The organism is Edaphosphingomonas haloaromaticamans (genome assembly GCF_001853345.1).
Lineage (GTDB): Bacteria > Pseudomonadota > Alphaproteobacteria > Sphingomonadales > Sphingomonadaceae > Sphingomonas_E > Sphingomonas_E fennica.
The window spans coordinates 3159955-3180715 of record NZ_MIPT01000001.1 but is presented as its reverse complement, the minus strand read 5'-3'; the positions used below and the strand labels follow the sequence as shown (position 1 = coordinate 3180715).

19 protein-coding genes and 1 pseudogene are annotated in these 20761 nt (G+C 67.4%); 13 read left to right on the top strand and 7 right to left on the bottom strand.

Annotated elements, in window-relative coordinates; translation table 11 throughout:
- Positions 1-105 precede the first annotated feature (105 nt).
- Positions 106-1500 (top strand): dihydrolipoyl dehydrogenase, encoded by a 1395-nt coding sequence (gene lpdA / locus BHE75_RS14700; protein ID WP_070934315.1) that lies wholly within the window; start codon positions 106-108, stop codon positions 1498-1500.
- Between the two features lie 237 nt (positions 1501-1737).
- Here the strand turns inward: lpdA and cobS are convergent, their stop codons facing one another.
- The 3 genes from cobS to cobT are packed head-to-tail and all read right to left on the bottom strand — an operon-like array spanning position 1738 to position 4015.
- Entirely contained in the window at positions 1738-2454 is a 717-nt protein-coding gene (gene cobS, locus BHE75_RS14695) for an adenosylcobinamide-GDP ribazoletransferase (RefSeq protein WP_070935941.1), read from the bottom strand.
- 2 nt (positions 2455-2456) lie between these two features.
- A complete protein-coding gene (locus BHE75_RS14690; protein ID WP_070934314.1) occupies positions 2457-3011 on the bottom strand; it encodes a histidine phosphatase family protein in 555 nt (184 codons plus the stop codon).
- Positions 3008-4015, bottom strand: a complete 1008-nt coding sequence (gene cobT, locus BHE75_RS14685) for a nicotinate-nucleotide--dimethylbenzimidazole phosphoribosyltransferase (RefSeq protein ID WP_070935943.1) — start codon at positions 4013-4015, stop codon at positions 3008-3010. The genes BHE75_RS14690 and cobT overlap by 4 nt, the downstream gene beginning before the upstream one ends.
- A 201-nt stretch (positions 4016-4216) precedes the next feature.
- Here cobT and BHE75_RS14680 point away from each other — a divergent pair, with 201 nt between their 5' ends.
- From BHE75_RS14680 to BHE75_RS14670, 3 genes are read left to right on the top strand one after another with little or no spacing between them, the layout of a single operon-like run.
- Positions 4217-4885 carry a protein-L-isoaspartate O-methyltransferase family protein gene (locus BHE75_RS14680; RefSeq protein WP_084653236.1) on the top strand — a complete coding sequence of 223 codons (669 nt, stop codon included), beginning with the start codon at positions 4217-4219 and terminating at the stop codon, positions 4883-4885.
- A 29-nt stretch (positions 4886-4914) separates the two neighbouring features.
- The gene (locus BHE75_RS14675) at positions 4915-6378 is read left to right on the top strand and encodes a TolC family outer membrane protein (RefSeq protein ID WP_015457526.1); all 1464 of its coding nucleotides are present in this window, start codon (positions 4915-4917) and stop codon (positions 6376-6378) included.
- 14 nt (positions 6379-6392) lie between these two features.
- Positions 6393-7016 carry a DUF2497 domain-containing protein gene (locus BHE75_RS14670; RefSeq protein ID WP_070934313.1) on the top strand — a complete coding sequence of 208 codons (624 nt, stop codon included), beginning with the start codon at positions 6393-6395 and terminating at the stop codon, positions 7014-7016.
- On the opposite strand, the gene BHE75_RS14665 is transcribed toward BHE75_RS14670, so the two are convergent.
- Entirely contained in the window at positions 7013-8110 is a 1098-nt protein-coding gene (locus BHE75_RS14665; RefSeq protein ID WP_070934312.1) for an IS630 family transposase, read from the bottom strand. The two genes, BHE75_RS14670 and BHE75_RS14665, sit on opposite strands and share 4 nt — an antisense overlap.
- A gap of 183 nt (positions 8111-8293) precedes the next feature.
- Positions 8294-8557, bottom strand: a complete 264-nt coding sequence (locus tag BHE75_RS14660) for a hypothetical protein (RefSeq protein ID WP_070934311.1) — start codon at positions 8555-8557, stop codon at positions 8294-8296.
- 78 nt (positions 8558-8635) lie between these two features.
- On the opposite strand from BHE75_RS14660, the pseudogene BHE75_RS23360 reads away from it, so the two are divergent.
- Positions 8636-9398: pseudogene (locus BHE75_RS23360) on the top strand (IS5 family transposase).
- A gap of 187 nt (positions 9399-9585) precedes the next feature.
- Here BHE75_RS23360 and ypfJ read toward each other — a convergent pair.
- Positions 9586-10476 (bottom strand): KPN_02809 family neutral zinc metallopeptidase, encoded by an 891-nt coding sequence (ypfJ, locus tag BHE75_RS14650; RefSeq protein ID WP_070934310.1) that lies wholly within the window; start codon positions 10474-10476, stop codon positions 9586-9588.
- Between the two features lie 101 nt (positions 10477-10577).
- On the opposite strand from ypfJ, the gene BHE75_RS14645 reads away from it, so the two are divergent.
- The 8 genes from BHE75_RS14645 (at position 10578) to BHE75_RS25020 (ending at position 17172) form a co-directional block, all read left to right on the top strand.
- Complete coding sequence (locus BHE75_RS14645) at positions 10578-11726, top strand: patatin-like phospholipase family protein (RefSeq protein WP_015457523.1); 1149 nt, start codon at positions 10578-10580, stop codon at positions 11724-11726.
- Positions 11727-11746: 20 nt separating this feature from the next.
- Positions 11747-12532, top strand: a complete 786-nt coding sequence (locus tag BHE75_RS14640; protein ID WP_070934309.1) for a 3-hydroxybutyrate dehydrogenase — start codon at positions 11747-11749, stop codon at positions 12530-12532.
- Positions 12533-12663: 131 nt separating this feature from the next.
- A complete protein-coding gene (locus BHE75_RS14635; protein WP_015457521.1) occupies positions 12664-14349 on the top strand; it encodes an N-acyl-D-amino-acid deacylase family protein in 1686 nt (561 codons plus the stop codon).
- A 14-nt stretch (positions 14350-14363) separates the two neighbouring features.
- Positions 14364-14582 carry a hypothetical protein gene (locus tag BHE75_RS14630; RefSeq protein ID WP_015457520.1) on the top strand — a complete coding sequence of 73 codons (219 nt, stop codon included), beginning with the start codon at positions 14364-14366 and terminating at the stop codon, positions 14580-14582.
- A gap of 22 nt (positions 14583-14604) precedes the next feature.
- On the top strand, positions 14605-14823 hold the full coding sequence (locus tag BHE75_RS14625; RefSeq protein WP_236626848.1) for a hypothetical protein: 219 nt from the start codon (positions 14605-14607) through the stop codon (positions 14821-14823).
- 24 nt (positions 14824-14847) lie between these two features.
- Positions 14848-15681: a Coq4 family protein gene (locus BHE75_RS14620; RefSeq protein WP_015457518.1), complete on the top strand. Its 834-nt coding sequence runs from the start codon at positions 14848-14850 to the stop codon at positions 15679-15681.
- Between the two features lie 175 nt (positions 15682-15856).
- The gene (locus BHE75_RS14615) at positions 15857-16252 is read left to right on the top strand and encodes a PRC-barrel domain-containing protein (protein ID WP_015457517.1); all 396 of its coding nucleotides are present in this window, start codon (positions 15857-15859) and stop codon (positions 16250-16252) included.
- Between the two features lie 161 nt (positions 16253-16413).
- Positions 16414-17172, top strand: coding sequence for a PEPxxWA-CTERM sorting domain-containing protein (locus BHE75_RS25020; RefSeq protein WP_015457516.1), 759 nt, complete (start codon positions 16414-16416; stop codon positions 17170-17172).
- A 105-nt stretch (positions 17173-17277) separates the two neighbouring features.
- On the opposite strand, the gene mfd is transcribed toward BHE75_RS25020, so the two are convergent.
- A complete protein-coding gene (mfd, locus tag BHE75_RS14605; protein ID WP_070934307.1) occupies positions 17278-20754 on the bottom strand; it encodes a transcription-repair coupling factor in 3477 nt (1158 codons plus the stop codon).
- Between the last annotated feature and the right edge of the window lie 7 nt (positions 20755-20761).

Here is a 20761-nt window from a genome sequence, read left to right as displayed (position 1 = left end):
TCCTTGCCCCTTTGACCGTCATTCCCGCGCAGGCGGGAATCCATATCGCCGCCTTTCTGGGCTATATGGACCCCCGCTCCGGCGGGGGTGACGAGGAGAAAACGAATGTCCGATTATGATTTCGACGTTCTCGTCATCGGTTCCGGCCCGGGCGGCTATGTCGCCGCGATCCGCGCCGCGCAGCTTGGCCTGAAGACGGCCTGCGCGGAAAGCCGCGAAACGCTGGGCGGCACCTGCCTCAACGTCGGCTGCATCCCCTCCAAGGCGCTGCTCCACTCCTCGCACCTCTATGAGGAAGCCCATTCGGGCGCGCTCGCCAAGTTCGGCGTGAAGATCGACGGCGCCAGCCTCGATCTCGATGCCATGCACGGCCAGCGGCTGAAGGCCGTGAAGGGCCTGACCGGCGGCATCGAATTCCTGTTCAAGAAGAACAAGGTGGAATGGCTGAAGGGCCGCGCCGCCTTCACCGGCAAGGATACGGTGGAAGTCGCCGGCAAGACCTACCGGGCGAAGAACATCGTCATCGCCACCGGCTCGTCCGTCACCCCGCTGCCGGGCGTCACGGTCGATAACGAGGTGATCGTCGATTCCACCGGCGCGCTGGAACTGGCCAAGGTGCCGGGCCACATGGTCGTCATCGGCGGCGGCGTGATCGGCCTGGAACTGGGATCGGTGTGGCGCCGCCTCGGCGCGCAGGTCACCGTCGTCGAATATCTCGACCAGATCCTGCCGGGCATGGATGGCGAAGTCCGCAAGGAAGCCGCCAAGCTGTTCAAGAAGCAGGGCTTCGACATCAAGACCTCGACCAAGGTCACCAAGGTCGAGCGCAAGGGCGACGGCGCCGTGCTGACGGTGGAGCCCGCCGCGGGCGGCGAAGCGCAGACGATCGAGGCGGACGTCGTCCTGGTCGCCATCGGCCGCCGCCCCAACACCGACGGGCTGGCGCTCGACAAGGCGGGGCTTGTCGTCAACCAGCGCGGCCAGATCGATATCGACCATGATTTCGCCACCGCCGTTCCCGGCATCTGGGCGATCGGCGATGTCGTCCCCGGCCCGATGCTCGCGCACAAGGCCGAGGATGAAGGCATTGCCGTGGCCGAGAATATCGCGGGCCTCACCGGCATCGTGAACCATGACGTGATTCCCTCGGTCGTCTACACCAGCCCGGAAATCGCCGGCGTCGGCCTCACCGAGGAACAGGCGAAGGAACGCGGCGAGGTGAAGGTCGGCAAGTTCCCGATGCTCGCCAACAGCCGCGCCAAGACGATCGACGACACGGCCGGCTTCGTGAAGGTGATCGCGGACGCCAAGAGCGATCGCGTGCTCGGCGTGTGGATCGTCGCGTCGGTCGCCGGCACGATGATCGCGCAGGCGGCGCAGGCGATGGAATTCGGCGCCACGTCCGAAGATATCGCCTACACCTGCCACGCGCACCCGACCCACCCCGAGGCGCTCAAGGAAGCGGCGATGGCGGTGCAGGGACTGCCGATCCACATCTGACGAGGCGGGCGGGGAGCCGGCCCGGTGCTGGCTCCCTGTCGTCCTTCTCCTTCAACCTCTCGTCATTCCCGCGCAGGCGGGAGCCGTGCGCCAGCGTAGCTAATCCATGGATGCGGCTGGCCCGATTGAGCCGATAGCTCCCGACACAATGGATTCCCGCCTGCGCGGGAATGACGAGGTTGAGGGGTAACGAGGTTGGAGAAGGGTATCGGGATCAGCGCCCGACCTCGCGCCGCCTTATCCCGCCGCCACCAGCAGGGCGGCGAGCAAACCGGTTTCCACCAGCTCTATCCCCGCGCCGTGGCAGTCGCCGCTGGCGCCGCCCAGCCGCCAGCGCAGCCACAGGCCCCAGCCGGCCACCAGCGGCAGCGCCATCGCCAGCGGCGGGAACAGGGCGAAGGCGGCCAGCGCCGCGATCGACCAGATCAGGATGTCCGCCGGGCGCACCGCCCAGGCGAATCGCTCGGCCAGGCCGCTGCCCAGCGGGGGCAGCCAGCGGGTCCAGGCGAGCGGGCCGATCCGCGCCAGCGCCGGCACCAGCAGCAGCGGCCACGGCCCGATCCGGCTGGCGAGCAATGCCAGCAGCACCAGCTTCGCCGCGCATTGCAGGATCAGCGCGATCGCGCCGAAGCTGCCGACATGCGGGTCCTTCATCACCGCCAGCAGCCGTTCGGGATCGCGGTGGCTTGCGCCCAGCGCGTCGGCAAGGTCGCCCAGCCCGTCGAGGTGGAGCGCGCCCGTCACCAGCACCCAGGCGACGAGGCCGGCGAGGCCGGCGGCCCAGGGGTCGATCCGTGCCCCCAGCCACCAGGCGCCCGCCACGATCGCGCCCACCAGCAGGCCTACGGCGGGAAACCAGCGGATTGCGGCCGCCATCTCGGCAGGGTCGAAATCCCGGATCTGCGGTGTCGGGATGCGCGTCAGGAACTGGATGGCGATGATCGGCCCGCGCAACATCAGCAAAGCCCCACGATCTGGCCCTGGGGCCGTTCGCCCGGCCATATGCGGATCGAAAGCAGCGCCGCGTAAGGAAGGTCCAGCGCCCATGTCTGCCGCTGGTCGAACCCGCACAAACAGGAAACCGCAGCCCGCATCGCGCCGCCATGGGTGACGACCAGCGTGTCGACGGGATCGAGCGCCCCGATCGCTGCCGCCACGCGCGCCACCAGTGCCGACCAGCTTTCGCCCCCCGGCGGCGGATCGCGATCGGGGTCCGCCCAGAATGCCGCCATCGCCGCGGGATCGATCTCCGCCGTGGTCAGGCCGTCCCAATCCCCGAAATCCAGTTCCCGCCAGCGCGGATCGACGATCGCGCCGCGATCGATCGCCATCGCCGTATCGCGGCACCGGACCAGATCGGAACTGAGCAGCCGGTCGAACGGCAGCCCCTCCACCTGTTCCCGGCAGGCGGCGATGCCTTCGGGCGTCGCCGCGCAGTCGGTGCGGCCCAGCAGCCGGCCGGGCAGGGCCGGCGCGCCGTGGCGCAGCAGATGGAGCAGGAAGCCTGTCACGCGCCGCCGATCCCGGCTTCGGCGAAGGTCGCCATTCCGCCATGGGCGGCGAGCGCGGAGCGGATGATGTTGATCGCCACCGCCGCGCCACTGCCTTCCCCCAGCCGCATGTCGAGCGAGAGGAGGGGGGCAAGGCCGATCCGGTCGAGCAGGCGCCGGTGGCCGGGCTCAGCCGAAACATGCCCGGCGATGACATGATCGACGATGGCCGGCTGGCTCGCGGCGATGGGCGCGATGGCGGCGGTGGCGATGAAGCCGTCCATCACCACCGGCACCCGCGCCAGCCGCGCGGTCACCACCGCGCCCGCGATCGCGGACAGTTCCCGTCCACCCAGCCGGCGCAGCGTCTCGAACGGAGAGGCGGGGGCGCCGCGATGGAACGCCAGCGCCGCATCGATCACGGCGGCTTTCCGGGCAAGGCCGGCCGCGTCGACGCCGGTGCCGGGTCCGGCCCAATCCACGGCCTCGCCACCGAAGCTGGCGGCGCAGAGCGCGGCGGCGGCGGTGGAGTTGGCGATGCCCATCTCCCCCACCGCCAGCAGGTCGATCCCGTCCTCCACCACGGCCGCGCCGGCATTCAGCGCGGCGAGGCATTCCGCCTCCGTCATCGCCGCCGCCATGGTGAAATCGGCGGTCGGCCGGTCGAGATCGATCGGCACCACGACGAGTTCGGCGCCGGCCGCGGCGGACAAGGCGTTGATCGCCGCCCCGCCGCGCGCGAAATTCTCCACCATCTGCGCGGTGACGGACGCCGGAAACGCGCTCACCCCGCGCGCCGCCACGCCATGGTTGCCCGCGAAGACCGCGACGCGCGCGCGCCCTATCTCCGGCCGCTCGCGCCCCTGCCAGCCGGCGATCAGGATCGCCAGATCTTCCAGCCGACCCAGCGAGCCCGGCGGTTTGGTAAGCTGCGCCTGCCGCGCGGCGGCGGCGGATCGCGCGCCGGAATCGGGAGACGGCAAGGCGGAAAGGGCGGCGGAGAAATCGGCGGCGCTCGCGAACATGCCTGCGGCCATAAAGGCTGGCGCCGGCCTGTCCAGCCCGTCGCCCCGCCGCCGATCGCCCGTCCTCGCGCCTTCCGGGTGGAAAATTTTTGTCGAAGATGGTTGCATGTCTGCCGAACATGGGCCGTAAGCCGCTTGGCGACACAAAAGGGGCAGGCTAGAAGCGCTTGTCGTCTTTAGTGTATTGCATGCGTAAGACAGTTGTGCGACGAGGCAGAAGTGACCGAGCAGAATTTTGAATCGATGCGCGAAGCGATGGTTTCGAACCAGCTCCGCACCACCGCCGTCAACGACGTGCGCGTGGTCGACGCGATGCGCGCCGTTCCGCGGGAGGCGTTCGTTCCCGCAAATCGGGCCGAGGTCGCCTATGTCGATACGCTGGTGCCGCTGGGCGGCGGGCGTTCGCTGAATTCGCCGATGGCGACCGGGCGGCTGCTGACCGAGGCCCAGCCGCGCGCCACCGATCGCGCGCTGATCGTCGGATCGGCCACTGGCTATGCCGCGGCGCTGCTGTCCGGCCTCGTGGCGCATGTCGTGGCCCTGGAGGAGGATGTGGCGCTGGTGACGGCTGCCCGCTCCGCCGGCCTGCCCGCGAATGTCGAGCTGGTGCAGGGGCCGCTGGCGGCCGGATGGGCGCAGGGCGCGCCTTATGACCTGATCCTTGTGGACGGCGCGATCGAGACGCTGCCGCAGGCGCTGGTCGATCAGCTTGGCGAGGAAGGCCGGCTGGCCGCCGCCGTCGTGGAACGCGGCGTCAGCCGCCTCTCGGTCGGCCGCAAGGTGGGTGGCGCCTTCGGCCTCGTGGCCTTCGCGGATGCCGAGGCGGCGCCCTTGCCGGGCTTTGCGAAGCCGGCTGTTTTCAAATTCTGACATAAGCGGATTGGGGGGATCGGTTGCTCATGCGTTTCTGGTTGATGTGCGGTGCGGCGCTCGCCGGGACCATGGTTGCGAATGCGGCTTCGGCGGATACGCTGCGCGACGCCCTGATCCAGACCTATCGGACCAACCCGACGATGACCGGCGCGCGCGCCCAGCAGCGCGCGCTGGACGAAGGCGTGCCGATCGCCAAGGCGGACGCGCGCCCGCAGGTGGCCGGCAGTGCCGATTTCACCCAGAATTATCGCGGCCTGAGCGCGTTTCGCGATAATGGCCGTTCGGTGACGGCGGGCGCGTCCGCCAGCTATTCGCTCTATGCGGGCGGGCGGGTGAAGAATTCGATCCGGTCGGCCGACGCGCGCGTCCTCGCCGGCCGGGCGGACCTGCTGGCGACGGAAGGGGCGATCTTCAGCGAGGCGGTCGCCGCTTATATGGACGTGATCCGCGACACCTCGATCGTCGAGCTGAACCGCAACCAGGTCCGCGTGCTCGAAACCAATTTGCAGGCGAGCCGCGACCGCTTCGAGGTGGGCGACCTCACCCGCACGGACGTCGCCCAGTCCGAGGCGCGCCTGTCGGACGCGCGCAGCCGGCTGACGGTCGCCGAAGGGCAGCTGACCGCCAGCCGCGAAAATTACCGTCGCCTCGTCGGCGTGTTCCCCGGCACGCTCGAGCCGCCGCCGCCGCTGCCGGAACTGCCCAAGACGCCGGACGATTCGGTGCGGGTGGCGCTTGAAAACAACGCCAATCTGCAGGCGAGCGAGGAAAGCGCCAAGGCCGCCGGCTATGACGTCCGCACCGCCAGGGCCGGTCGCATGCCGACATTGGATGCCGTGTCCGGCGTCAGCTACACCGATTATCTCGGCACGCTGGACAAGGCGACGGGCTCCGCCGCCGGGCTCAACCCCAAGGATGCCTGGACGGACAGCTTCGTCGGCGTGCGGGCGCGCATGCCGCTTTACCAGGGCGGCGGCGTGGGCGCGCGCGTCCGCCAGGCGCAGGCGCAGGAAAGCCAGGCGCTGGAGCGCGTGATCGAGGTGGAGCGGCTGGTGATCGCCGATACGCGATCCGCCTTCGCCAGCTATCAGGCCGCGATCGAAACGATCGGTTCGGCCGAACAGGCGGTGGCCGCCAACCGGCTGGCGCTGGAGGGCACCCGGGCGGAAAACACGGTCGGCACGCGCAACGTGCTCGACGTGCTGAATGCCGAGCAGGAACTGCTCAACAGCGAGGTGCTGCTCGTCACCGCCCGGCGCGATGCCTATGTCGCGGGCTTCGCGCTGCTCAACGCCATGGGCCGGGCCGAGATGCGCGACCTGAACCTCGATGGCGGTCCGCTCTACGATCCGGTCACCAATTACAACCGCGTCCGGAACAAGGCCTGGGATTGGTCGAACGATCCGAAGCCCGTCGCCCAGGCGACACGGACCGTCGATCCGGCGATGGACCCGGCGGCCCAAGCCCCCGTGACTCCGCCGTCGAACTAGGCAATAAAAAGCGGATGGCTGATATCCGCAACGACCCGTCGATGGAGGAGATACTGGCTTCCATCAAGCGCATCATCGCCGATGACAGCGCGGCGGCCATGAACGCCCCGCGCACACGCGGCGGCCGTGGCCAGGCGACGCAGGCCGATGCGGAGGTGCCGATTCCGGCTTCGATGATTCGCGCGATCAAGGGGCGCCAGGCGAAACGCCCGGCGGACGAGGTTCTGGAACTGACCGAGGAAGTCGCGGTGGTGGCTGTGCCCGCCGAAGCCGGAAACGCTGCCGTCGATCCGGCTGCCGATGCGGTGCCGGCCGTGGCAGCGAAGGACGCCGCCGCCGCGCCGGCGACCGGAAAGAGCATATCGACGGGAGAGGCGGCGATGGCTGCTGAAACGGATATGGGCGCCCGCACCGAGCCCGAGCTGATTTCCACTGCGACGGCGGAGGCGAGCCGCCATGCCTTTGCGGCGCTTTCGTCCAGCGTGATCAAGCCGGCGGGCGACGAGCAGACGCTCGAGGGCCTCGTGCGCGAGATGCTGCGCCCGATGCTGAAGGAATGGCTGGACGCGCGGCTGCCCGAATTGGTTGAAGGCGTCGTCCAGCGCGAAATCGCCCGTATCGCGGGGCGCGCGCTCTAGTCACCTGAATCTGAAGTACGTTTCATTGCTTTCTGGCAGAAGCGCTTGACGGAGGCGAGTATTTCGTCGGCGGATTTGGTCCAGCGGTAAGGCTTCGGGTTTTCGTTGTGCGCCTCGATGAAGGCGAGGATGTCAGCTTCGAGCTCGGCGGCGGATCGATGGACGGCGCGTTGCAACTGCTTGCGCGTGAGTTCGGCGAACCAGCGTTCTACCTGGTTGATCCAGGAGGCCGATGTCGGTGTGAAGTGGACGTGCCAGTGCGGACGGCGCGCCAGCCAGGCCTTGATCCTCGGCGTCTTGTGCGTGGCGTAGTTGTCCATCACGAGGTGCACATCGGGTCCCTCGGGCATCGCGGCGTCGATCTGCTTGAGGAAGTCGAGAAACTCGGTTGCCCGGTGGCGCTTGTAGCATTTGCCGATCACTGCTCCTGTGGCGATGTCGAGCGCTGCGAACAACGAGGTCGTGCCGTTGCGAACATAGGTATGGGTTCGCCGCTCAGGGACGCCCGGTGCCANCGGCAGGACCGGCTGTTCGCGATCGAGCGCCTGGATCTGGGACTTCTCGTCAACACACAGCACCACGGCCCGGTTCGGCGGCGACATGTAGAGGCCGACGATGTCCTGAACCTTGTCGACGAATAGCGGATCCGTGGAAAGCTTGAAGGTCTGGGACCGGTGCGGCTGCAGGCCGAATGCCGTCCATATCCGCCGGATAGTGGTGTGCGAAAGGCCGACTTCGGCGGCCATGGAGCGGATCGACCAGTGGGTGGCGCCCTTGGGCGTGGTGTNCAGCGTGCGCTCGATCACCTGTGCCACCTGGCTATCGGAAACGGTACGCGGGCGGCCGGGCCGGTACTCGTCGGTGAGGCCCTCGATGCGGTCCTTCACGAACCTGCGGCGCCACTTGCCGACCGTATGCTCGTGCACCCCAAGGCGCNCGGCGACCTCCTTGCTTTGCGACCCATCTGCGCACAGCAGGATCATCCGGCACCGATCTGACAACGACCGAGGCACCTTGTGCCGTCGAACCTGTGCCTCAAGAAAAGCGCGCTCCTCGGCGCTCAACACCACCGCATCCGCCTGCCGCCCTGCCATCGCTCATCTCCCCAAATGAATCCGGGTCAATGATACGGATTACAGTTCCGGGTGACTAGGNCTCAACACCACCGCATCCGCCTGCCGCCCTGCCATCGCTCATCTCCCCAAATGAATCCGGGTCAATGATACGGATTACAGTTCCGGGTGACTAGGCCGTGAACTCATAAAGGTGAGCGTTCATCAAGCCCCAGTGCTGAGATCGTTGTGAAGGCTCTTAAGAATGTCGTCGCCCTCGGCTGATCCGGAAATGAGGCAGGGATCATCCCACTCGTTCTGGAAGGTGAAACTGCACCCACCGAACCGGTACTCGGCAGATGTCGGATATTGCCGCTGGTCGGGCACGCCGTAGCGGTCGCGAATGGCCGATGACACCGACGGCAGGTCCGCAGACTCGAACTCCAACGAGTAGTGCCCGTTCGATAAAGGGAGCAGTGTCACCGCCATCGGCTATGGATGCGAGGACAACCGTTCGAGATCAAGTCCGGCCTTCCATCGGTCACCGGTTGATGATTCAAGCCGGGTATGAGCCGATATGACCTGACCGACTTCGAGTGGCGCGTGATCGAGCCGCTCCTGCCCAACAAGCCACGAGGCGTGCCGCGCGTCGATGATCGCCGCGTACTGAACGGCATCTTCTGGGTGCTACGATCCGGAGCGCCATGGCGCGATCTGCCCGAGCGCTATGGTCCGCGCACCACCTGCTATAACCGCTTCGTGCGATGGCGGAAGGCAGGTGTTTGGCACCGGCTGATGGACGCCGTCACCGCCACGCATGACGGCGACATCAGATCGACAGCACCTCCGTTCGCGCCCACCAGCAGGCCGCGACAGCAAAAAAGGGGGTGCAGATCACTGTCTCGGTCGATCGCGCGGCGGGCTCACGACCAAGATCCACGTCGTCGTCGACGCGCAGGGCCTCCCGATCCGGCTCGGCCTGACCGAGGGACAGACGCACGACGGGCAGATCGTCGATACGCTCCTCGACCACCTCGGCCCACGCACCATCGTGCTGGCCGACAAGGCCTATGATGCGGACCGTATCCGCGCGCTGATCGAAGACCAGGGCGCCACGCCCAACATCCCGGCCAAGAGCAACCGGCGCTGGAAGCCGTGCTTCAGCAAGCGGCTCTACCGGGAGCGCAACCTGATCGAACGCTTCTTTTCCAAGCTGAGGTACTTCCGCCGCGTCGCCACGCGATACGACAAGCTCGCCGCCAACTTCCTCGCCATGGTCCAGCTCGCTTCAATGCGCCTGTGGCTCCGTGCTTATGAGTCTACGGCCTAGATCACGCCGCGATCCGAATATTCGGAAGGTCGGGCGCCTTCCTGCCCCCCCCCCCGCTTGCACCGACATCGGCTTGCCGCACGATGGGTCCCGGAGTCGCACATGAGCGACTACAGGGTGATGGTTCCCTCGCCTGGCCGAACCGCCGCCGGTTTCTTCCCGTTTGCGGGATGACCGGCGCGACAATCTAGCTGGCGAAGGTGTCGCACTGGGCGGGATCGCCCGTCTGCAGGCCGCGTTGCAGCCATTCCACGCGCTGGGCCGACGTGCCGTGGGTGAAGCTTTCGGGCACGGGGCGCTGGCCGGCCGCCTTCTGTAGCGTATCGTCGCCGATCGCCTGCGCGGCGCGCATGCCGACCTCGACATCGCCGGGCTCGAGCAGGTTGCGGTCGTTCGTCGCCCACACGCCGGCATAGCAGTCGGCCTGAAGCTCCATCTTCACCTGCAGCGCGTTGGCGCCGGCCTGGCCGGCCCGCTGCTGGGCCGCGCGCACCTTGTCCGAAATGCCGGTCAGCGTCTGCACATGATGGCCCACTTCATGCGCGATCACATAGGCCATGCCGAAATCGCCCGGCGCGCCGAAGCGGGTGGCAAGCTCGTCGAAGAAGGTGGTGTCCAGGTAGATCTTGTGATCGGCGGGGCAATAGAACGGCCCCATCGCGGACTGGGCGGCGCCGCAGCCCGACATGCCGTTGCGGTCGTAGAAGACGAGGGTCGGGTCCTGATAGGTCTGGCCCGCGCGGCGGAACAGCTCGCCCCACACCCGCTCGGTCGATCCCAATATCTTGGCGACCTTGCGATCGGTCTCGTCGCGGATCGCGGCCTGGCCGGTCGCGGCGGGCTGGACGGCCGGGGCGCTGCCGGAACCGCCGCCCAGCATGGAAAGCGGGTTGCCGCCGAGCAGCATCATCACCACGACGATGCCGATGATCCCGACGATGCCGAAGCGGCTCGCCACCAGGCTGAAGATCAGCCCCATCGCGCCGCCGCCGCCCATCCCGCCGAGCTGGAAGCCGCCGCCGCCCATGCCGCGCTGGCTTTCGATGTTGCTGCTTTCGCTTTCGTCGTCCAGGCGCAAGGTCGGTCTCCCCGCAGATTGCCGGGCGACAATGCGCGCCGATGCGGCGGGTTGCAATCTTCTGCCTTGCCGCACCGCAATATCGGGCGCAGATTGCCGCCATGGCCGATGCCGAACCCGCCAGGGCCGCCAAGGGCGGGACCATGCCGCTGCCGGACGAGGTGGCGCTGGTGCTGCAGGGCGGCGGTGCGCTGGGCTCCTATCAGGCGGGTGTCTATCAGGCGCTGGCGGCGGCGGGGATCGAGGTGGATCGTGTGGCCGGCATCTCGATCGGCGCGGTCAATGCCGCGATCATCGCCGGCAATCCGCCGGAGCGCCGGGTGGAGCGGCTGCGCGCCTTCTGGGAAGGCGTAAGCGCCTGGCTGCCCAGCTTTCCGATCTGGCCGGACGATAATGTGCGCGAGTTCATCCACGAATGGTCCGCCGCGCATGTCGCCACCTTCGGCGTTCCGGGTTTCTTCACGCCGCGCGTCATGCCGCCGATGTTCGCCGAGCCGGGAACGCCGCAGGCGCTCAGCTTCTACGACGGCAGCCCGCTTCGGCAGACGCTCGATTCGCTGGTGGACTGGGATCTGCTGAACGAAGGGCCGGTGCGGCTGTCGGTCGGCGCGGTCGATATCGAAAGCGGCAATTTCGAATATTTCGACAGTTGCGGGCCGCGCGCGCGTCGGATCGACGCCCGCCACATCATGGCATCGGGCGCGCTGCCGCCCGGCCTGCCGCCGGTGGAGATAGATGGCCGCTGGTATTGGGACGGCGGCATCGTATCGAACACGCCGCTCGGCTATGTGCTCGATACGCAGGATGCGGACATGCTGGTTTTCCAGGTGGACCTGTTCCCCGCCGCATCGGCCTTTCCGCACACCATCATGGACGTGATCGCGCGGGAGAAGGAGATTCGATTCTCGAGCCGCACCCGCCAGGTATCGAACGAGCGCCTCCGCCTGCGGCGCGAGAGGGAGGCCATCCGCAAGGTGCTGGCCAAGCTGCCCGATGCGATGGCGGACGATCCCGACGTGGCGGCGCTGGCGGAGATGGCGCGGGAATATTCGGTCAATGTCGTTCAACTCATCTACCGCGCCAACGCCTGGGAGGGCGGCGCGCGCGACTATGAATTCTCGGCCCGGACGATGAACGAGCATTGGGCGGCCGGCGAGGCCGCCGTGGCGGAGACCATGACCCGGTCCGCGCTCGTCGCCCGCAACATCGTCGACGGGAAAACCGCCGCCTTCGATCTTCTCAACCGCTGAACCAAAACGGAGTTTTCGCCATGTTCCTGAAGGGCAAGACCGCGCTCGTCACCGGATCGACCTCGGGTATCGGTCTCGCTTATGCCAAGGCGCTGGCGGCCGAAGGGGCCAATGTCGTTATCAACGGCTTCGGCGATGCCGGCGCGATCGAGCAGGAGCGGCAGGCGCTGGCCGCCGCGAGCGGGGCGGGGGCCGCTTATTCGGCGGCCGACATGACGAGGCCCGAGGAGATCGTCGCGATGGTGGAGGAGACCGCCCGGACCTTCGGCGGCGTCGACATCCTCATCAACAATGCGGGCGTGCAGCACGTCGCCCCGATCGAGGAATTCCCGCCGGAAAAATGGGATGCGATCATCGGGATCAACCTCAGCTCCGCCTTCCACACCATCCGCGCCGCGCTGCCGGGCATGAAGGCGCGCAAATGGGGACGGATCATCAACACCGCGTCGGCCCACTCGCTCGTCGCCTCGCCGTTCAAGGCGGCCTATGTCGCCGCCAAGCATGGCCTTGCCGGCCTTACCAAGACGGTGGCGCTGGAAGCCGCGACATCGGGCGTGACGGCGAACTGCATCAGCCCCGGCTATGTGTGGACGCCGCTGGTCGAGAAGCAGATTCCCGATACGATGAAGGCGCGGAACATGACGCGCGAGCAGGTGATGAACGATGTGCTGCTGGCAGGGCAGCCGACCAAGCAGTTCGTGACGGCGGAGCAGGTGGCGGCGCTGGCCGTCTATCTCTGCACCGATGGCGCGGCTCAGGTCACCGGTGCCAACCTTTCGATCGACGGGGGGTGGACCGCCGCCTGACGGTGCGGCCGGAAGGCATGCGGACTCCCCTTGCCAAATAAGATGCAAACTGTATCGTAATCGACGGAACGACCGAGCGCGGCCCCGAGACCGCGCCGGTGATTCGTCGTCTCAAGGCAGAGGAAGCCGCAATGTCGCTCGATCTCATCATCCGGAATGCGCGTATCTGCGACGGTTCCGGCGGTCCCAGCTTCCACGGTGACGTGGGCGTGCGCGGCGGTCGCATCGTCGCGGTCGGCGATGTCGGCGGCGATGCCGTCGAGACGATCGACGCCAGGGGCCTGGTGGTGTCGCCCGGCTTCATCGATCCGCACACCCATTATGACGCCCAGCTGGTGTGGGACGGCTTTGCCCAGCCGGCGCTGGAGCATGGCGTGACGACGATCGTGCCGGGCAATTGCTCGCTCAGCCTCGCGCCGCTCCGCGCCGAGCATCGCGAGCTTCTGGGCGCCACCTTCCGCAAGATCGAGGAGATGCCGAAGAACGCCTTCGACGCCGGCCTCACCTGGAGCTGGGAGACGTTCGGCGAATATGTCGAGGCGATCCGCGGCCAGCTGGGCATCAACGTCGCGCCGCTCGTCGGCCACAGCCTGATCCGCCTGTGGGTGATGGGCGAGGCCGCGCGCGAGCGTGCCGCCACCGACGGCGAGATCGCCGACATGCAGCAGGCCCTGCGCGAATGCCTGGAGGCGGGCGCCGTGGGCCTGAGCGGATCGTGGGTCGATATCGATCATGAAAACCGGCCGGTGCCGGCCCGCCTGGCCGAGCCGAAGGAACTGGACGCGCTGTGCGCCGTGCTCGGCGAATATGGCGCGATCCTGCAGATCGTCCCCGAATTCTGGGATGCGGACCTGCTGTGCGCCCGGATCGACATCCTCGGCGATCTTTCGCGCAAGCATAATATCTCGACGACCTTCTCGCCGCTGTTCGACAGCAATGCCTCGCCGGAACTGTGCGGCATCGCGCTCGACCGCATCAAGCTGCAGACCGCCTATGGCGCGCGCGTCGTGCCGCAGATGCAGACCCGGCCGATCGACCTTTCCTTCGACCTGACGGCGCCGATGTCGACCTTCGCCACCCTGCCGACCTGGTGGGCGACGACGCTGATGACGCATGAGGAGAAGATCGCCGCGCTGCGCGATCCCGCCCATCGCGAGAAGCTGAAGGGCGAGATGGACAATTTCATGATGCCCATCGGCCTCCAGATCGATTTCGCCGATGCCTTCGTGAAGCGGCCGGGGCCGAACAGCGCGGACCTGGCCGGCCAGCGCATCGGCGACATCGCCAAGGCGCGCGGCTGCCACATCGCCGAGGCGATCATCGACATCGCGCTGGCGGACGACCTCCAGACCTCCTACGGCCTCGAGGCGCTGGGCCACAACAACACCGCCAAGATCGGCGATTTCCTGGCCGAGCCGCTGATCGGCATCGGCGCGGGCGACGGCGGCGCGCACGTCACCAACTTCTCCACCTATGGCGATACCGGCTTCCTGTTCAGCCAATATGTGCGCGGCCACAAGACCCTGTCGGTCGAGCAGGCGGTGCACAAGCTGACCCATGAGGTCGCCAGCCTGTGGGGCATCAGGGATCGCGGCCTGGTGAAGCCGGGCTATGCCGCCGATCTCGTCATCTTCGATCCCGAAGCGATCGATCGCGGGCCGGAAATCGCGGTCGACGACCTGCCGGCGCCGGGCTTCCGCTACATCCGCCGCGCCGAGGGGATCGAGCAGGTGTTCGTCAACGGCCGCCGCGCCTACAGCCGCGACGGCGGATACAGCAGCGATCGGGCCGGCGCGATCGTGCCGATGGCGGCCTGAGGGGAGCAAGAAACATGGCCAAGACCGTCAATATCCCGCCCGTCCGCAACTTCATCCAGCCCGTCCCCGGCGACGATTGGGCCAGCATCGCCGCGCGCGAGCTGCCGGGCACGCCGGCCGAGGAAGCGGTGGGCATGCTGCAGAGCTGGAACCTCTACGTCGCCTTCCGGCCCGGCGGCGGCGCGGTGACGCCATCGGACGTGATCTTCGTGGAGCCGCCGCGCGCGGCCTGAGACAGGATCGATGGGAACCGCCGTGCCCAGCATCGCATCCGTCCAGCTCACCTCCACCCATGACGGGGAGGCGGCGCTGGTGATCGAGCTGATGTTCGCCAATGGCGGCCGATCGAAGGTGCATATCAATGCCGAGGAAGCGGCCGACGTGATGGCCAAGGCGGGCGTGGCGAGCGCCGACGCGCTCGTCGGCCACCCTTGGACGGTGCTGCAGGTCCGCGACCCGAGCTTCATGGGCTGACACGATAAAAATCAGGAGAGGGCGATGAACAAGCCGATCGAGCTGAACAAGGAAGAATCCTCCTACCTCATGGGCGCGGCGGAGCCCGCCAAGTCCAGCGTGCTGATCAGCACGTCCAAATATCTCAACAATCCGCTGTTCCGCGATATCTATGCCCAGTTCGGCCTCAAGCGCGACGGCCACGATCTGCCGGCCGCCTATCTGATCCCCGAGCTGAGCCGCGCCTTCGGCGAGGTCACGGATTATGCCAGGGTGTTCGCGGCGCTCGAAGCGGAGAAGGCGCGCATCCCCGAATTCGCCGCCTGGCTGGACGAACGCTACATCTCCAACTTCACGGCGGAGCTGGTGGAAGGCCGGGCGCCGGGCACCCTTGGCGCGCTGATCCACGATTTCATCGTCAAGAGCGGCCTGGCGATCGACTTCATGTACAAGGACGAGCCGAAGAACGATTTCGACTTCCTGGTGAAGCGCCGCGTCCAGAATCACGATATCGAGCATATGGTGACGGGCCTCGATCCCAGCCCGGTGGGCGAGATCGCGCTGATCGCGGCCAATACGGTCGCCAATTCCAATTATTTCCAGGGCGATCTGGTGCATGAGCTGAACGCCTATGGATCGATCCTGACGGCGACATCGATCAGCCGCGCCGGCCTGCATTATCCCGATGTGCTGCCGACGCTGCTGGAGGGCCTTGCCCGTGGCTATGCCGTCGGCGCCAAGCAGAAGAAGCCGTTCTTCATGATCCGCTGGGAGGATTATCTCGACTGGCAGGTGTCGGATATCCGTGAGGAGTTCAATTTCCAGGACGGGCCGGAGCTTGGCGCCTGGGAATGGACCTACGACGCCTTCCGCGGCTGAAATCAGCCCTTTAGCCGCGACCCGGCATAGCGGAAAATACCTCTCCGAAGGCCGGCGTCGCGTGCGCGGCGCTGGCCATCGGGCGGGCGAGGGTGCATAATCGATGGCCTGACCGGGCGGCTCCGGCAGGGAGTCGCCGCTGTTATGGGCGGGGGGCTTCCGAAGGAGGCTGGCCATGACAGACCAGATGATGACAGACCTGGCGATGGCGGCGGTGGCCGACGATGTGCGCGCGCACGAGCTGATATCGTCCGCGCGGGTCGAAGGAACGCCCGTCTACTCGCCCAAGGGCGAAAAGCTGGGCACCGTGCATTCGGTGATGATCCACAAGACGACCGGGCAGGTGGCCTATGCCGTGCTGCATTTCGGCGGCCTGCTGGGCATTGGCGGGCATGTCTACCCGATCCCGTGGGAACGGCTGCGCTACGACGCCGTCAGGCGCGGCTATGTGACGGGCATCACCAGGCAGGAGATCGAGGACGCGCCGAGCCTGGACCTCGACGACACCGACCGCATCCGCGAAAGCGAGACGCCGATGTATTCCTATTGGGACGCGAAACCCTATTGGTGACGGCGGGTCCTGTCGGCTGAACTGACACCGGCTCCGCCGGGCGGAGCCGTATTAACCATCGAGTGCCCGCATTTTGCGTGTTTTGCGCGGAACTGGCCCGGCCCCTGCTTCCCGTTCGCCGAATTTCCGGAAGGCATCCGGAACGAGCGAAAGGGGCATATATGATTTTGCGCAAACTGGGTCTGGCCGCGGCGGCGATGCTGATGGCGGCGGCGCCCGGCATGGCTTCCGCGGCCGAATTCACCTTCGGCCTGACGGGCAATACGCCGGACAACGGCCAGCGCGGCAACGTCCGCACCTTCACCGCGACCAACGGCGCGGAGACGCTTCAGGTCAAGGTGAGCGCCTGGTCCGCCAAGAAGACGGGCAACAGCTATTCGATCAGCGAAGCCTATCTCGGCGCCTATCCGCAGGGGCTGGGCGCGAGCGCGAAGAACGATACCAGCCATACCATCGACAATCAGGGCACCTTCGATTTCCTGGTGTTCCAGTTCGATCAGGCGGTGGAGGTGCAGAAGGCGACCTTCACCCCGTTCAGCGTCGGCGGATCGTCTGACAGCGACGCGACGATCGGCGTCGGCAATATCGATCTTTCCTTCGCCAGCGACGTGGATTTCGCCAATTGGGCGAGCGTAGCCAGCGTGTTCGGCCCGTTCGAGGAGAATGCCGGCGGATCGCGCACCTCCACCCGCGACATCAACCTGGCGAACGAGATCGGCAACCTGCTGTTCGTCGGCGCCAGCTTCAAGGATTTCGCCAAGTTCGACGGCTTCAAGCTTTCGGGCCTGGTGGTCGACACCATCGATCGCGTCGAAACCCCGGCGGTTCCCGAACCCGCGAGCTGGGCGATGATGATCGCCGGCTTCGGCCTTGTCGGCGGCACGATGCGCCGCCGCGCCGTCCGCTTCCAGCTTGCCTGAGGGCAGGGGCCGCCCGATCCGGAACCATTCCTGCCGGATCGGGCGGCCATGACGTGAAAGCCGAAAACGGGCCGGCGGGAGCGATCCGCCGGCCCGTTTTCGCGTTCAGCGGAGGATTTTCGCCAGGCCCCTGGAAAGCTGGAGCGCGCCGTTCAGCCGCGACTTCGCATCGGGCCAGGGGCGGGTGATGACCAGCTTGTTGTCCGGCCGCAGCTTGGCCGTGCCCTGCAGCCGCTGGGCATAGGCGATCAGCCCGGCCGGATCGGGGAAGCTGTCGTTGAAGAAGGTGACGAGCGCGCCGCGCGGGCCGGCATCCAGCTTGGCGACATGCGCCTTGCGGCAGTTGAGCTTGATCTGGATCACCGTCAGCAGGTTCTGCGTCGGTTCGGGCAGCTTGCCGAAACGGTCGATCAGCTCGGCGGCGAAGGCCTCGATCTCGTTGGCGGTCTCCAGCTCGTTCATCCGGCGATAGAGGCCCATGCGCAGGTCGAGATCGGGCACATATTCCTCGGGGATGAGGATCGGCGCGTCGACGTTGATCTGGGGCGAGAAGTCGCGCGCGGAAACCGCCGCCTCCCTGAGGCCGCCGGCCTTCGCCTCCATGATCGCGTCCTCGAGCATCGACTGGTAGAGTTCGAACCCCACCTCCTTGATATGGCCGGATTGCTCGTCGCCCAGCAGGTTGCCCGCGCCGCGAATGTCGAGATCGTGGCTGGCGAGCTGGAAGCCCGCGCCCAGCGAATCGAGATCGGACAGCACGTGCAGGCGCTTCATCGCGGTTTCGGTGATGGTGCGCGTGGCGGGCGTGGTGAAATAGGCATAGGCCCGCGTCTTGGCCCGGCCCACGCGGCCCCGAAGCTGGTAGAGCTGCGCGAGGCCGAACCGGTCGGCGCGGTGGATGATGAGCGTGTTGGCGCTGGGAATGTCCAGCCCGCTTTCCACGATCGTGGTGGAAACCAGCACCTCGAACTTCTTGTCGTAGAAGGCGGACATCCGCTCTTCCACCTCGGTCGGGCTCATCTGGCCGTGGGCGACGACATAGCGGACCTCGGGCACCTCCTTGCGGAGGAAATCCTCGATATCGGGCAGGTCGTTGATGCGCGGCACCACGAAGAAGCTCTGCCCGCCGCGATAATGTTCGCGCAGCAGCGCCTCGCGCAGCACCACCGGGTCCCACGGCATCACATAGGTGCGCACCGCCAGCCGATCGACGGGCGGCGTCTGGATCACCGAAAGCTCGCGCAGGCCGGACATCGCCATCTGCAGGGTGCGCGGGATCGGCGTGGCGGTGAGGGTGAGGACGTGGACGTCCGCCTTCATCGCCTTCAGCCGTTCCTTGTGGGTGACGCCGAAGCGCTGCTCCTCGTCGACGATGACGAGGCCGAGGCGCTTGAATTCCACATTCTTCGCGATCACCGCATGGGTGCCGACCACGATGTCGATCGATCCGTCGGCCAGCCCTTCCTTGGTCCGCTTGGCCTCGGCCGCCGGCACCAGCCGGGAAAGCCGGCCGATATTGATCGGGAAGCCCTGGAAACGCTCGACGAAGTTGGTGAAGTGCTGGCGGGCGAGCAGGGTGGTCGGCACCACCACCGCCACCTGCATCCCCGCCATGGCCGCGACGAACGCCGCGCGCAGCGCCACTTCCGTCTTGCCGAAGCCGACATCGCCGCAGACCAGCCGGTCCATCGGCGTGCCCCTGGCGAGATCGTCCAGCACGTCGCCGATCGCGCGATCCTGATCGTCCGTTTCCTGATAGGGGAAGCGATCGACGAAGGCGGGGTAGCCGCCGGCATCGGGAAGCGCCACATCCGCCGGGCGCAGCGCCCGCAAGGCGGCGGTGGCGATCAGCTCGCCCGCGATCTCGCGGATGCGCTCCTTCATCCGGGCCTTGCGCGCCTGCCAGGCGACGCCGCCCAGCTTGTCGAGCTGGACGCCCTCATTCTCCGCGCCGTAGCGGGAGAGGACGTCGATATTCTCGACCGGCACGTAGAGCTTGTCGCCGCCGGCATAGGTGAGCGCCACGCAATCGTGCGGGGACGTGCCGACCGGGATCGAGGTCAGCCCTTCATAGCGGCCGATGCCATGATCGGAATGGACCACGAGGTCGCCCGGCGAGAGCGTCGCCAGCTCGGCCATGAAGGCGTCGGCCGATTTCTTGCGCTTCGCCCGCCGCACCAGCCGGTCGCCCAGCATGTCCTGTTCGGTCAGGAGGGCGATGTCGGGCGTGGTGAAGCCGTGGTAGAGCGGCACGACGATCAGCGCGGTGGCGCCCTGCGCCGCCTTGCCCAGCGCATCCTGCCAGCTATCGGCCTCCGCCAGCCGATCCAGCCCATGATCCTTCAGCAGGCCGCCCAGCCGTTCGCGCGCGCCGGCGGAATAGCTGGCGAGGATGACGCGCCGGCCGCCGCGCCGCTGCGCCTCGACATGCTCGGTCACGGCTTCGTAGACGTTCAGGTTCTGCGCGCGTTCGGGCGCGAAGTCGCGCGGGCCGTCCACGCCGAACTCCAGCACGTCGGCGCTTTCCGGCTCGTGGAAGGCGGTGACGAGGTGGATCGGCCGATCGGCGATGGCCGCCTGCCATTCCTCATTGTCGAGATAGAGCGCCCTGGCCGCGATCGGGCGGTAGCTGCCGGGATCGGCGGACTGGGCGCGCACGCGGTTGGCGTGATAATCCGCGATCGCTTCGAACCGGGCATCGGCGGCGCCCGCATCCCCGGCGTCGCGCACGATCACGTCATCGTCGGCGAGATGATCGAACAGGGTGGAAAGCCGATCCTCCAGGAAGGGCAGCCAATGTTCCATCCCCGCCAGCCGGCGCCCCTCCGATATCGCCTGATAGAGCGGATCGCCCGTCGCCGTGGCGCCGAACGCCTCGCGATAGCGGGTGCGGAAGCGCTTGATGCTCTCCTCGTCCAGCAGCGCCTCGGATGCCGGCAGCAGCGTGAAGCCGTCGATCCGGTCCACCGTGCGCTGGTCGGCGGGGTCGAAGCGGCGGACGCTTTCGATCTCGTCGCCGAAGAAGTCGAGCCGCAGCGCCAGATCCTCGCCCGACGGGAAAAGATCGAGCAGGCTGCCGCGCACCGCGAATTCGCCGGCATCGGCCACCGTATCGGTGCGGACATAGCCATTGGCCTGCAGCAGCACGGCCAGCGCATCGCGATCGATCCGTTCGCCGGGGGCGAGCCGGGCGACGAGCTGGCGGATGCGGAAGGGGGTGAGGGTGCGCTGGGTGGCGGCGTTCACCGTCGTCACCAGCAATTGCGGGCGATCGGCCTTGCGCTGCAAGGCGTGGAGCGTCGCCAGCCGCTGCGACGTTGCCCGCAGCGACGGCGAGGCGCGGTCATAGGGCAGGCAATCCCAGGCGGGGAAGGCCAGCACCTCGATCTCGGGCGCGAAATAGGTGGCGGCATCGGTCAGCCCGCGCATCGCGGCATCGTCGGGGGTGATGAACACCGTCCGCCCGCCGCGCGCGGCGGCGGCCCGGGCAAGATCGGCCAGCAGCCAGGGCAGGAAGCCCTGGGCCACGCCGGCAAGCGTCAGCGGGCGATCGGCCTTCAGGATGCGGTGGAGATCGGTCATGCGTGAA